A 12,522-nucleotide genomic window follows, 5' to 3' on the forward strand; every position below is an offset into this window, starting at 1 on the left:
GCCGGGAGACAGGTTGGCGGGCAGGAAAATGTTTTTATGTCAGTAACTTCCACTATGTCATTACCGAAACCTGACGGGAAATTGACAATTTCGTAACTAGAAAGATGACATGCTTCACATCGATAATTCGCCGCGTTTTATACAATTTCATATAACCGACGAATTATTGGTGTTAACTGTCCATGAAACGCGTCATAACAATGTCAAAGGCATGGATTGCCGCGTTTATTCTGGGAGTCTTACTATCGGGGTGTGGAGGTTCCGGCAGTTCCAGCGGCCAGGCCTCAACGCAGGAGGGCACCGCCGTCCTGAGCTGGAGTGCACCGAAGAAGCGGGTCAATGGAGAGGATCTGAGTCGGTACGAGCTGGAAAAATATACCATCCGTTATGGTACTGAGCCGGATAATCTGAACCAGGTTGTGGTGATTGACAATGTTGGGGGCCTCATTGAACTGAGTCATGAGGTGACCGATCTGTCCACCGGCACCTGGTACTTCACTATCCAGGTTCAGGATGCCAATGGTTTGACCAGCGAACCCTCCGACGTGGTAAGCAAAACCATCAGTTCCTGAGCCCGGTAGTCCATGGCCTGGTGTTATGCAGTCTCAGGCCAGTGGGTCGGCGATTGGCAGCTTCAGGGTGAAGGTCGAGCCGTCGCCCGGGCTGGACAGCACTGAAATTTCCCCTCTGTGTTTTTCCACCACCGTTTTGACAAAGGAAAGTCCGAGCCCGGTGCCATGCACCCCAGCCAGCTCGCTGCTTTTCTGCCGCCGGTAACGGTCGAACAGGAAAGGCAGTTCTTCCGGGTCGATGCCGGAGCCCTCGTCAGCAATGGCAAGGCAGGCCTGATGACCGGCCTGGAACACCTGGATGCTGACAGTAGACCCGCCAGGGCTGTACTGGACCGCGTTGGTGAGCAGGTTGATGACCGCCCGCTCCAGCAACTCCGCGTTACCCCGGAGCCAGAGGTCTTCAGTGCCCTGTAGCTGAAGCTGAATCTGTTTCTCCAGCGCCTGTTCACTGACGCTGTCCCGGGCGTTCTCCACGATGGCAAGGAACTCGCACTCGTAGAACCGGGTTTCCGTGAGCTGTTCCGCCCGGGCAAGCTGTACGAACTCCTCCGCCAGATGATAGCTCCTGCGGGCAAGCCGGCTCAGTTGTTCCAGCTGGCTTTGCTCGATGTGGCTGGGGTCGCGTTTGAGCTGTTCGATCAGGGCCAGTTGGGAGACCAGCGGCGAGCGGACATCGTGGGAAATGAAGTCGATGGCCTCGCGATGCTGGCGCTGTTGCTCCCGCAGTTCCGAGATGTCGGAAATGTTGGCGATGATGCCCTGCTGGTTGCTGTCGGGCAGAGAAAACGGCGCGAAGTGAATCAGGAAGTCCTTGTCACGGATTCTCAGATCCACGGTGCGGCTTTGCCTGAGGGTCAGGGTGTCGGAGACGGTTTCATGCCAGGGCGGCGTTTCCCTGGGGTCGTGGCCCTCTAGGAGTCGCACCAGAGGCAGGCCGCCCAGGCTCGGCATGGGTTCCCGGAACCACTCTTCAATGTGGCCGTTGGCGAAGCGGATAACGCCCAGCTCGTCGGTCACGATGATGCCGTCGGGCATCCGTTCAAAGCTCCTGTGGATGAACTGCTGCATGTGATTCAGCCGGTCGGTGGCAACGCGAACCCGTTCGATCCGTGCGGAGATGTTCTCGCTGTGCCGGGAATTGCGATTTGCCGGTGCCGTCTGCTCAAGATGCAGCCGTTGAAGGTAGCGCTGAATGGCCTCCCGGCCAAGGTCGTTAGGCAGGGCCAGGCCAAGGTGATAGCGGGTACCTCCCCGTAAAAGCTGGATCCAGCTTCGGTTGCTGTCGTGTAGCCAGAGCCCGGGTGTCAGGTCTTCCGGGATGTCGGCGGGGCGGAGGTCCTGCCTGGACAGAACATTGCGCTCCTCGGTCAGCAGCCATCCGGTGGGCTGGAAAAGCGCTATGAAATGCTCCAGCAGTTGGGTCGGGTGTCTGCCTGAAGGCGCGGGCAAGGCAACCTGGGGGCTTCTCGCCAGGCCATCCAGTTGGCGGTTCAGGAACCTGTTGGTCATGGCAAGGCGAAGACCGCTGGAGATCGGGAAGGCAAGTAAAGGCACCAGCATGGCGTTCGCCATGGGTATCCACCACCCAAGTACCCGTAGTGTGAACAGGTAAAGCCCGATGAGCGCAGCCGCACCGGACACACAGGCAATAAGGGTGCGCGCCGGCCGCAAGGGAGGGAGGGCAAGCGAGTACATCAGAACCATCGCCAGTGCCAGAACAGCCGATACCCACTCCGGTGCCCGGCGCATAAGCAGGCCCCTGGACTGTGCGGAAAACACATTGGCGTGGAATTCCACGCCAGACATGGGGCGGCTCAGGCCGGAGAACGGGGTTGGCAGTATGTCTCCCAATCCGGCCGCCGTGGCACCGACAAACACGGTCTTTCCACTGAATCGTTCCGGCGCCGGTGGCTGGCTCAGTACCTGTGCGAACGAATAGCTGGGCAGGGAGCCGGCGCCTCCGATCAGAGGCACCGCCCGATATTCATCCCGAACGTTCACGTAGGGTGGAATGTTTCTGGCCGCGGGGCTTTCTGGCCCGGCACCCCGGGCGGCCAGGGCGAGGCTGGGCCAGAGCCGATTGCCAAGGCCGTTGAAAAGATACAGGCCGCGGGCAACGCCGTCACTGTCCAGCTCCACATGGGCATGGCCAAGCCCGGCTGCCGCCGTGGCGAGGGTGCTGACCGGCAGTTGTTCGCTTAAAAGGTACTGGGAGGTCGGCGGTGACAGGTAAACCGGCAGAATCACATTGCCGTGATTGCGCATCTGCGCAGCCAGTGCATCGTCGTCTGCCGAGGGTTCTGCGAAGAGTACATCGAACACAATGGTTCTGGCGCCCGCCCGGGTCAGTTTGTCGATCAGTTCGGCGTGCAGGCTCCGGGGCCACGGCCAGCGGCCCAGACGGTTCAGGCTGGGCTCGTCGATGGTTACCAGAACAACGTTATCCGAGGCGTTCACCGGGTTGGCGGTGATGGCACGGTCGTACAGCCAGTAATCAAGGCGCTGGGGCAGTGCGGTAAGCTGTATCAGCAAAAGGAGGGCCAGCAGGATCAGGCCCAGTGTCCAGGGGGTCGTTTTTATTGGCAGCCAATCCCGGTTCATGAGCCCTGCTGTGTGTTTCGGTCGATCAAAGGTTTATTCCAGGTACAATTCCCTCCCAGGTCCCCAGCGGCTTTGCAGCGGACCATCAGAAAGAGCTTTCAGGCGCACAAAATACCGCCTTCCGGGAATCAGACGCAAGGCTGCGGTGGTATCAGACAGCGTGGCTTCCTTGATGATGTTATTGAATCCCGGCTCTTCCGAGAGTTGCAGGCGGTAATCCGTGGCTGTGTCGACTTTCTCCCAGAACACCCGTACCTGGCTGTCGATGTAGTTCACGCTGAGGATGCGTACAGGTGGCAGGCTGCCATTCACCACCACTTTGCGCGGCTCGGTCGTGGCCACCGAATTGCCGCCGGCCTCGGTCACAACCCGCCAGTAGTATTGGCCCGGGCTCAGAGGGCGTGATGGCAGGGCCGAGGTTTCCGGCGCCCATTCGCTAGTGGTGATCAGGTTGCTGAAGGCTTTGTCTTCGGCGATTTCCACCCGGGCCACTTCGTTATCGCCGTTGAGCTGCCAGCGGAATTCCGGCATGTCATCGTTGACGGTGCCGCCGTCGGCAGGTGATACCAGCGATGCAGCGCGCGCCTGCAGGTCAACCTTGACCGGCACCACCCCCGGCATTCCGGCGATGCCGCGACTGTCCAGGGCGGCCAACTGAATCTCATAGCTGCCGTTGTCCAGCAGGCCGATATCAAAGCTGTTGCCGGTCACTCTGCGGCTCTCCACCCAGCGGCCACTGTCGGCCTCGAAGATGTCCACCCGGTACATGGGCGCCAGGCTTTCCTGCCAGGTCATGGTTGATGGCAACTGGGTCAGCGTGGGTGGTAGCGGGTTGATTTCCGGCGCGGGCGGCAGGCGGCGAATTTGCAGACCAGTGTGGCTGTTGGTAGACAGGCTGGCCCCGTACCCGGCGGGAATGCGCTGGGTTTTGCCGGGTGCGCCAAAGTCCACGACGCCCTCGGTTACCTGCAGGCGCGTGCCTTCGGGCGAGGCCTGGAGAACAAAGGCCGTGCCACGCACCGCAGCCACGGCAGACGGCGTTTCAATCTCAAAACGTGCGCCGCCTTCCATGACCGGCTTCACCCGGGTATGGACTTCCCCATGGTTGAGCCGCAGGCGGGTATCGACCATTCCGGCTTTGCCGTACTGGGTCAGGCGGTTGAATATCAGGCGCGAGTTGGGCGAGATCCGTACTTCCGAGCCGTCGGCCAGTTCGATGGTCGCGGTGCCTGAGGCGGACAGAATCTCGTCACCGACCCGGATCAGGGTGTTTTCACTCAGTTGTATCTTGCGGCCGGTGCTGGCGGAAATCAGTTGAACGCTCCCCGAGACGCTGATGGCCTTTGCCGGCTGGGGCTGTCGCTTGAGCCAGGCCAGGGGAATGCGAATGCTGTCGCCCTCGCCGAGGATAGCGCCGTTACTGATCTTGTTGTACTGCAGCAGTTGCCTGGTGTGGTAGTTCGGGGCCAGCAGGTCGTTTGCCACCTCGGAGAAACTCTCGCCCGGGTGAAGGGTGTAGATCCACTCCGGCACTGTGCTGGCAGAGGAGGTCTCGGTATACTGCCCGGCGGACCCGCGGGTGATCGACAGGTCGGCGCTTGCCGGTCCGGCGCAGGCCAGAAGGGCAAGGATCAACAGCAGAACAGGTAGCTTGGGCGCCGGCGTATCAGTCATTGGTGAGGGTTTCTGCCTCGGGCGAATCGGCGTCCGGTTCCTGGGCTTTCATGGCCTCCAGGCGGTAGCCGCGCTGGTAGATGGTCTTGATCCGGAAACCGTTTTCCGGATTGAGGCCCAGCCGCCGGCGCAGACGGCTCATGTGGGTGTCCACGGTGCGGGTGTTGATGTCCCGGGCCAGGCCCCAGACGCGCTCCAGCAGCATTTCCCGGGTAAGCAGGCGGCCCTGGTTCTGGAACAGAAACAGGGTCAGGTCAAAATCCTTGTCGGTCAGCGTGAGTTCTCTGCCGTGCAGGGCAATCGTGCGCTGTTGTGTGTTTATTTCAAACGGTCCGTAAAGCAGCAATTCCTTTTCGCTGTCCGGGTTCGTGCGTCTGGCCAGGGCGTTGATACGCGCCACCAGTTCGGCGGCCCGGGCGGGCTTGGCGAGGTAATCATCAGCGCCGGCATCCAGTGCCCGCACGATGTCGGTTTCGCTGTCTCTCTGGGTGAGGAACACCACGGGAATCGGCCAGTTTAGCTGCGCCCGGACACTCTCGAGAACGTCGATGCCCGTCATGTCGGGGATCTGCCAATCCAGGATCAGCAACTCGTAGCTTCGGTGAAATACGGCACTCAGGAAACTCTGACCGGTAGGGAAGCTGTCGCAATGATGACCGCGCTCAGACAGAATTGACTGGATGTGCTGTGCCTGTTCGGTTTCGTCTTCAAGCAAAGCAATGCGCATTAAACCTCTCCCGGGTGTCGCCTTGTTGTTTCCTGGCAGGGTGCAGGCCGATAGACGGACTGCCCTGTTATACCTGCCGATTATCACAAAACGTGAATAAGTGTTCAGTATCGTTATGTAGACTTGCGTAACGGAATGGCAGGCTTTCCGTTGTCGTCGTCGAGTGTTTGTCGGCAGCCGGGGAAGTTACTGCAGCCCCAGAACCAGCCTTTTTTACCTTTGCGCCGGACCAGCGGTGAAAAACAGTGTGGGCAGGGGATGGGCTTCTGGCTGGTGCCATCCTCAGGGCTGGCCTCTTCCAGCGGCCGGGTGCCGCGGCAATCCGGGTAGCGGGTGCAGGCATAGAAGCGCCCGAACTTGCCGTCTCGCTCGAGCATGGGGGCCCGGCATTTAGGGCAGTGGGGCAGGTTTTCCGGTGCGGCGGTCTCGGGACCCGTGGAGCCGCCCGCTGGCTGGCCCTGGGGCTGATTCAGAAAGCCGCGAATTTCCTGCTGCAGGGTTGCCAGGAACCTTTTCGGGTCGCCTTCGCCCCGGCGAATGCTCTCCAGGGTGGCTTCCCACACCGCTGTACGATCCGGCTTGCTGACCGATTCCGGCAAGGCGCTGATCAGTGCCTTGCCTTTGTCGGTGGCGCGTATGTGGCGGCTGTCCCGGTACAGGTACTCCCGTTTGAACAGGGTGTCGATGATGGCCGCGCGAGTGGCTTCGGTGCCCAGGCCGTCGGTTTCCCGCAGCGTTTTGCGCAGCTCGGCATCGGTTACAAAACGGGCGATGTTGGTCATCGCCGAGAGCAGGGTGGCATCGGTGAAGTGTTGGGGTGGCTGGGTCTTCCGTTCGGCGATGGCGCTGTCTTCACAGAGAACCGGCTCGCCTCTCTCCAGCCTGGGCAGCGGGGTTTTCTCCGGCTCAGCGCGCCCTTCCCGGAGTTTTATTTCCAGGGCTTTCCAGCCGGGCAACAGGATGGCGGTTTCCGTAGCCCGGAAGTGGTGGTCTGCAACCTGTACCGTGAGCTTGCCTTCCCGGTGAACGGCATCGGCTGCGAGCTGCATCAGGTAGTAGCGGCTGATCAGTCCGTAGATCTTTGCCTCCGCCGCACTGAGCTTGCCGTTGGGGGACGGCCGGCTGGTGGGGATGATGGCATGGTGGGCATCCACCTGCTTGTCGTTCCAGGCGGCGGTTTTCCGGTTCAGGTCTGCGCCATCGCAGGCCTCCTGGAGATCCGGTGCCACCCGGCCGATCGCCCGAACCACCTGTTCCCGCTGGCCATAATGCCCCTCCGGCAGATACCGGCAATCGGATCGGGGGTAGGTGATGAGCTGGTGGCGCTCGTACAGATTCTGGGCGGTATCCAACACCTCTTTTGCGCCCATCCGGAACAGCCTGCCGGCTTCTATCTGCAGGGCGGACAGGGAAAACGGCAGAGGCGGCGCTTCTGGCCGGTCCCGGAAGCGGGCTTCGGTGATTTTGCCGGGCCGGCCTTGTACGCTTTCGGCGATCTGTGCGGCGACTTCCCGGCTGAGCAGGCGGTTTTCTTCGTCCAGGTAATCCTGGAACTGCTCGTTTGGCTGCCAGCGGGCGGTGAAGCTCTGCTGGTCGGCCTCATCTTCCTGGGCCCTGAACCGGGCCTCAACCCGGAAATAGGGCCGGGGCTGGAAGTCTTCGATGGTGTTGTCCCGTTCCACCACCAGGCCAAGTACCGGGGTCTGCACCCGACCAACGGAATAGACGCCCTGTTCGCCCAGTTGCTGGTAGCTGAGGGTGTAGAAGCGGGTCAGGTTGATACCATAGAGCCAGTCTGCCCGTTGGCGGGCCAGGGCAGAATGGGACAAGCGGCGGAATTCGCGGTTGTCTTTTGGCTTCTGGATAGCCCGGGCCACGGCGGCCGGCGTCAGGTCGTTGATCAGAATGCGCTGCACCGGTGCGCTGGCGCCAAAGTAGCGGATCACTTCATCGACCAGGAGCTGGCCCTCGCGATCCGGGTCGCCCGCGTGGGTGATGGTGTCGGCCTGGCGGATCAGGGACTCGAGGACTTTGAGTTGCTGGCGTACGCTGTCCTTGGGCATGACTTGCCATTTTTCGGGAAACAGGGGCAGGTCTTCCTGGCGCCATTTTTTCCAGGCCGGGTTGTAGCGGGCGGGTTCTGCCGGTTCCAGCAGGTGGCCGATACACCAGCTGACGGTGGCGGCCTGCTCGCCCTGGCCACAGCGTATCCAGCCCTGGCCTTTCTGGTGCGGGCCCGGTAAGGCGGCGGCGATGGCGCGGCCGAGGCTTGGTTTTTCGGCGATGTACAGGTGCATGGGGTCTGGTGTTTTGGAATCGGGGTGGGAATGTGGCGCTTTGGCTTTATGCTGTCAAGGTTCGGGTGGCGGCGGTATGTGTAGTAGACTGAAAACGTTGGGGGAGGCGGCTGTGAAGATGGCCGTCCCAAAAGACGCCGTGAACCCATCCATGGGGGCTTGGTGTTGCCATCCATGGCAACACACACTTTTGGGACGGCCATCTTCACACCCGCTTCTGGCCAGGTGCAATTCGCTCACTTTCAACCGAGGTTGAGCCGTAGGAGTCTCGAAACATGAAAATCCAGAATGCGATTGAAACCAAACTGAACGACGCATTTGATTCGCGTCTTCTTCAGGTGGAGAACGAGAGCCACAAGCACAGTGTGCCGCCGAACTCAGAAACCCATTTCAAGGTGACGCTGGTGTCGCCGGAGTTTGAGGGGCAGATGAAGGTTCGGCGGCATCAGGCGATCTACAAGGTGCTGGCCGAGGAGCTGGAAGGCGGGGTGCATGCGTTAGCGCTGCATCTGTATTCTCCGGCGGAATGGGAGGCATCCGGGCAGGCGGTGCCGGAATCGCCGAATTGTATGGGCGGGTCCAAGAAGGATCCGGTGATGGCGGCACGGATCGCTCGGGGAGAGGGTTAATGAGTCAGTTTTTCCAGATCCATCCGGAGACGCCGCAGAAGCGTCTGATCAACCAGGCGGTGGATATTCTTCGTCGCGGCGGGGTGATTGTCTATCCCACGGATTCCGCCTATGCCATTGGCTGTCACCTGGGTGACAAGCAGGCGGCGGACCGGATCAAGCGGATTCGCAGGCTGGATGACAAGCACAATTTTACGCTGGTGTGCCGGGATCTGTCGGATATCGGGGTGTATGCCAAGGTGGACAACACCCAGTACCGGTTGCTGAAGAATTTCACGCCGGGCCCCTACACCTTTATTCTCGATGCCACCAGCGAGGTGCCGCGCCGGTTACTGCATCCCAAGCGCCGCACGGTGGGGGTTCGGGTGCCGGATAATGCCATTGTCCAGGAATTGCTGGGCGAGCTGGGCGAGCCGATCATGAGCAGTACCCTGATACTGCCCGGCGAAACCGACCCGATGACCGACCCCTACGAAATCCGGGACACTCTGGAGCATGAGCTGGATCTGATTATCGATGGCGGGTTCTGCGGTATGGAAGCAACCACGGTGGTGGATTTTACAGGCGAGGCGCCGGTGGTGACCCGGGTTGGCAAAGGGGATCCGGCACCTTTCGAAGTCTGACACCCGCGACTTCTAAAAGCCGGAATCAGGCCCGGGCGTTCAGGTTAAAAGCGTACGACCGGGTGTTTCCTGCCGCTTCTATCTGCTCGGCGCTTACGGATCGCCGTAGGGTGTCGTAGCGGTGAACCAGGTCCTGCAGGCCGTTGAACTGCTGGTTATCACTGATCAGGGTATCCAGTAACGGGTTATTGACGCCGTAGGCCTGGTTGAGTTTCAGCGCGTTGTCCATAAAGTGCAGCGTCGGCTCGTTGACACTCAGGCGGCTGAAGGCGTCCTTGAAGTTTTTGTTCACGTTGAGATCTTTCTCGATCAGCGTCCTTGTTTTTTCGGCAATTTTCCCATCTACGGCAATACGACCGCTCTCATCCTTGCTCACATTGAGCGCGGTTGCCGGGTGCAGGTTGTATTCGGCAAGTTTATGCCGCAGCGTTTCCCGCACAAAGGCAAGATCCTGCCCCACGGTCTGCTTGTAGTCGACCAGGGATAGCTTGCGGGATTTCAGGCGGGCGAGGTCGGCCTGGTTGTTGTCCGAGGGCGTGAAGCGGTCAGCGCCCGGTACCGGCTCGGCTTCGGCTGGTTGGCTCCGGGGCGTGCCGGCAGAGGCGTCCGCGCCGGTGACTGGGGCCTGGCGTTTTTCCATGGCCTGCTGGAACTGGGTGCTCGCCCGGATCAGAGACGTCAGTAGGGACATGGGTGGTTTTCCTCCTTCGGCTTACCCGATTGCGGGCGCCGAACCGTCAGCGTTGGCAATTTCTGGTACTCACCACTCGATTTAGCAGCTTTCGGGCCAACTCTTGCCCTGCCTTTTTTGCTCCCTGCGCAGTTGATGCTACTGACCTTTCCCGGATCTGATCTGGATCAGGAAATAGTTGGCGCAAAGTTATAAAGTTCCGCGGCAGTTAACCGTCATCATAACCAGTGAAAACAATCGTCAAGTCGCGGGCTGAGCGGCTTCTGTGCCGGGTTACCATGAAAAAACACTATTCCATCCGTTTTCTGCTTCTCGCTGCCCTGGCGGCGGCTTTCTCACTCGTGCTTGTGCTTACCGTGCTCTACAACGCGGATTCGCAACGGGATCATATGGAAGCGTTCAGTCAAAAATATGTTGACGGGTTGGCCAAGTCCTATTTCGACGGGCTGAACACCATGATGGTCACTGGCACCATCGCCAACCGGGACGTGCTACGGCAGAAGGTGATGGCCCCGGAGGATGTGCTGGATGTGCGGGTGATTCGCGGTGACCACCTGAACAGTATCTTCGGCGACGGCAAGGCAACGGAACAGAAGCGCGAGCCCCTGGACCGGAAAGCGCTGGCCGGTGAGCGGGTGGAGGCCTACTCCAGTAATGAAGACGGACGGGTGTATACGCTCATCAAACCGGTCATTGCCACGGAAAATTACCAGGGCGTGAACTGCCTGGGTTGCCACCAGGCCAAGGAGGGGACGGTACTGGGTGCCATCCGGATCGACTATTCCCTGGCCGAGGGCGACGCGCGCCTGCACCGACAGCTACTGACCAGTGGTGGCATTCAGATTGCCATCTTTGCCGTGGTGTTTTTCCTCACCGCAGTGGCCCTGAGCCGCCTGGTGTTTTCCCGCCTGCGCCGGCTCCATGACCGGATGGACGAGATTTCCCGCAATTCCGACCTGACCATTGAGCTGGAGGTTACCCGCAATGACGAAATCGGCTCTGTCTCCCGTGCCTTCAACCGGATGATGGTGAAGATTCGTGCAAGCATGAACACGGTCATGGATAACGCTGGGCGGGTTGAGCAGGCGGCCCGCAGTATCGCCAGCAAGGCAGACACAACCGAGCATGAAGTGCTGGCCCAGCGGGACAACACCGACCAGGTAGCGAGCGCAACCACGGAAATGGCCGCGTCAGCCGTCCAGGTGCGGGAAAATGCCATCCATACCACCCGCAAATCTGCCGATACCGCAGAATCAGCCAGCAAGGGAGAGAGGCTCGCGCGCACTGCGGTGGAAGGCATCGAGGCACTCAATACAGAAGTTCAGAGCGGCGCGAAACGGATTGAGCAGCTTGACCAGCGAACCGGCCAGATGTCCGACATGCTGGCGGTGATTTCCAAGATTGCCGACCAAACCAACCTGTTGGCATTGAACGCCGCCATAGAAGCGGCTCGGGCTGGCGAGCAGGGCCGTGGTTTCTCGGTGGTGGCGGACGAGGTGCGGGCCCTTGCCTCGCGCACCCAGGATTCCACCGAGGAAATCCGCAAAACCATCAATGGCCTGAAGGGCGAAGTGGTGGACTGCGTAGCCACCATGCGCCACGCCTCGGAAATGGCGGAACAGCAGGTGGCGGCCATTCTGACTGTCGAATCCGAGCTGCAGGCCATCGCAACAGCCGTGCGTGAGATTACCGATCTGAACGAGGAAATGGAGAGTGCCGCCAACGAGCAGAGCGACGTTTCCGAATCGATCAATCACAACGTGATCGAAATCAGCCGGTCTGCGGAGCAGACCTCCGGCGATGCCAAGGAGACCTCCCGCATTGCCGGCGACCTGCTGGCCATGGCGGAAACGCTGAGAGAAACCATCGAGCAATTCCGGCTCAACCAGGGCCGCCGCGACTGACAACGCCAGTCCGGGCCGGCCCTGTGGCCAGCCCGACGGGGCAAAAGGACTTACCAGGCCAGCCAGATCACGTGGCGCGCACCCTTACCCGGGCGAAGAGCCCGCACGGTTACCGGCTCCACGGAAAACCCGGCACGGCGCAGGCGCTCGGTAAATGCATGCTCCGGGCCGGCGGACCAGTAGGCCAGGATGCCCTCCGGGCGAAGGGATTTCTGGGCGGCGGCGATGCCGGCCGGGGAGTAAATCCAGTTGTTCTCCTTGCGGGTCAGCCCTTCCGGGCCATTATCCACATCCAGCAGGATGGCATCCCACTCGCCCTCGCTGCTTCTGAGCAATTCCGCCACATCACCGATATGGATACGGGCCCTGGGGTCGCTCAGCGGGTTGCCGGCGGCAGCACCCAAGGCCCCCCGGTTCCACGCTTCCACTTCGGGAACCAGCTCAGCCACGGTAACCTGCGCGTCGTCGCCCAGTGCTGCTAACGCGGCCGCCAAGGTGAACCCCATGCCCAGCCCGCCAATCAGAACCCGGGGCGAGGGTTGGTCGGCAATGCGCTCGCACGCCAGCGTGGCAAGTGCATCCTCCGAGCCGTGTACCCGGCTGTTCATCAGCTCACCGGTGGTGCCGGCAATCTTGATGGAGAACTCGTCATTGCGTTGCAGCAGGCGCAGCCGGGTTCCGTTGCCGGGAATTGTTGCGGTGCCGATTTCGGTGAAGCGGGCCATAGGGGGTCCAGATAGCTGAGCGGGCCCGCAGTTTAACCTGACCGGACGGATTTGAAGAACAGGATGAGGAAAAACCGGC

General features: G+C 60.8%; 10 protein-coding genes. 4 read left to right on the top strand and 6 right to left on the bottom strand.

Annotation, left to right across the window (positions count from 1 at the left end; translation table 11 throughout):
• Positions 1-200 precede the first annotated feature (200 nt).
• The gene (locus msub_RS21950; RefSeq protein WP_227506589.1) at positions 201-572 is read left to right on the top strand and encodes a fibronectin type III domain-containing protein; all 372 of its coding nucleotides are present in this window, start codon (positions 201-203) and stop codon (positions 570-572) included.
• A gap of 33 nt (positions 573-605) precedes the next feature.
• Here msub_RS21950 and msub_RS00135 read toward each other — a convergent pair whose 3' ends face one another.
• The 4 genes from msub_RS00135 to msub_RS00150 form a co-directional block, all read right to left on the bottom strand.
• Complete coding sequence (locus msub_RS00135) at positions 606-3,173, bottom strand: CHASE2 domain-containing protein (RefSeq protein ID WP_048494152.1); 2,568 nt, start codon at positions 3,171-3,173, stop codon at positions 606-608.
• A gap of 33 nt (positions 3,174-3,206) precedes the next feature.
• Positions 3,207-4,847, bottom strand: coding sequence for a FecR family protein (locus msub_RS00140; protein WP_048494153.1), 1,641 nt, complete (start codon positions 4,845-4,847; stop codon positions 3,207-3,209).
• Positions 4,840-5,574, bottom strand: coding sequence for a response regulator transcription factor (locus msub_RS00145; RefSeq protein WP_048494154.1), 735 nt, complete (start codon positions 5,572-5,574; stop codon positions 4,840-4,842). Before msub_RS00145 ends, msub_RS00140 begins: the two co-directional genes overlap by 8 nt.
• 113 nt (positions 5,575-5,687) lie before the next feature.
• Positions 5,688-7,871: a DNA topoisomerase III gene (locus msub_RS00150; RefSeq protein WP_048494155.1), complete on the bottom strand. Its 2,184-nt coding sequence runs from the start codon at positions 7,869-7,871 to the stop codon at positions 5,688-5,690.
• 275 nt (positions 7,872-8,146) lie between these two features.
• On the opposite strand from msub_RS00150, the gene msub_RS00155 reads away from it, so the two are divergent.
• Together msub_RS00155 and msub_RS00160 are read left to right on the top strand one after the other, a co-directional pair.
• Positions 8,147-8,500: a BolA family protein gene (locus tag msub_RS00155; protein ID WP_048494156.1), complete on the top strand. Its 354-nt coding sequence runs from the start codon at positions 8,147-8,149 to the stop codon at positions 8,498-8,500.
• Positions 8,500-9,123, top strand: coding sequence for an L-threonylcarbamoyladenylate synthase (locus tag msub_RS00160; RefSeq protein ID WP_048494157.1), 624 nt, complete (start codon positions 8,500-8,502; stop codon positions 9,121-9,123). The genes msub_RS00155 and msub_RS00160 overlap by 1 nt, the downstream gene beginning before the upstream one ends.
• A gap of 25 nt (positions 9,124-9,148) precedes the next feature.
• On the opposite strand, the gene msub_RS00165 is transcribed toward msub_RS00160, so the two are convergent.
• Positions 9,149-9,814 (bottom strand): hypothetical protein, encoded by a 666-nt coding sequence (locus msub_RS00165; protein WP_048494158.1) that lies wholly within the window; start codon positions 9,812-9,814, stop codon positions 9,149-9,151.
• A gap of 278 nt (positions 9,815-10,092) precedes the next feature.
• On the opposite strand from msub_RS00165, the gene msub_RS00170 reads away from it, so the two are divergent.
• Positions 10,093-11,718 (top strand): methyl-accepting chemotaxis protein, encoded by a 1,626-nt coding sequence (locus msub_RS00170; RefSeq protein ID WP_048494159.1) that lies wholly within the window; start codon positions 10,093-10,095, stop codon positions 11,716-11,718.
• 50 nt (positions 11,719-11,768) lie between these two features.
• Here the strand turns inward: msub_RS00170 and msub_RS00175 are convergent, their stop codons facing one another.
• Positions 11,769-12,443 carry a polyamine aminopropyltransferase gene (locus msub_RS00175; protein ID WP_048494160.1) on the bottom strand — a complete coding sequence of 225 codons (675 nt, stop codon included), beginning with the start codon at positions 12,441-12,443 and terminating at the stop codon, positions 11,769-11,771.
• Between the last annotated feature and the right edge of the window lie 79 nt (positions 12,444-12,522).

This window comes from Marinobacter subterrani (assembly GCF_001045555.1).
Lineage (GTDB): Bacteria > Pseudomonadota > Gammaproteobacteria > Pseudomonadales > Oleiphilaceae > Marinobacter > Marinobacter subterrani.

What these genes read in the sequence shown, in the direction of transcription:
- msub_RS21950 (WP_227506589.1), top strand. Translation starts at nt 201, where the DNA reads ATGTCAAAGGCATGGATTGCCGCGTTTATTCTGGGAGTCTTACTATCG.
- msub_RS00135 (WP_048494152.1), bottom strand. Translation starts at nt 3,173, where the DNA reads ATGAACCGGGATTGGCTGCCAATAAAAACGACCCCCTGGACACTGGGC.
- msub_RS00140 (WP_048494153.1), bottom strand. Translation starts at nt 4,847, where the DNA reads ATGACTGATACGCCGGCGCCCAAGCTACCTGTTCTGCTGTTGATCCTT.
- msub_RS00145 (WP_048494154.1), bottom strand. Translation starts at nt 5,574, where the DNA reads ATGCGCATTGCTTTGCTTGAAGACGAAACCGAACAGGCACAGCACATC.
- msub_RS00150 (WP_048494155.1), bottom strand. Translation starts at nt 7,871, where the DNA reads ATGCACCTGTACATCGCCGAAAAACCAAGCCTCGGCCGCGCCATCGCC.
- msub_RS00155 (WP_048494156.1), top strand. Translation starts at nt 8,147, where the DNA reads ATGAAAATCCAGAATGCGATTGAAACCAAACTGAACGACGCATTTGAT.
- msub_RS00160 (WP_048494157.1), top strand. Translation starts at nt 8,500, where the DNA reads ATGAGTCAGTTTTTCCAGATCCATCCGGAGACGCCGCAGAAGCGTCTG.
- msub_RS00165 (WP_048494158.1), bottom strand. Translation starts at nt 9,814, where the DNA reads ATGTCCCTACTGACGTCTCTGATCCGGGCGAGCACCCAGTTCCAGCAG.
- msub_RS00170 (WP_048494159.1), top strand. Translation starts at nt 10,093, where the DNA reads ATGAAAAAACACTATTCCATCCGTTTTCTGCTTCTCGCTGCCCTGGCG.
- msub_RS00175 (WP_048494160.1), bottom strand. Translation starts at nt 12,443, where the DNA reads ATGGCCCGCTTCACCGAAATCGGCACCGCAACAATTCCCGGCAACGGA.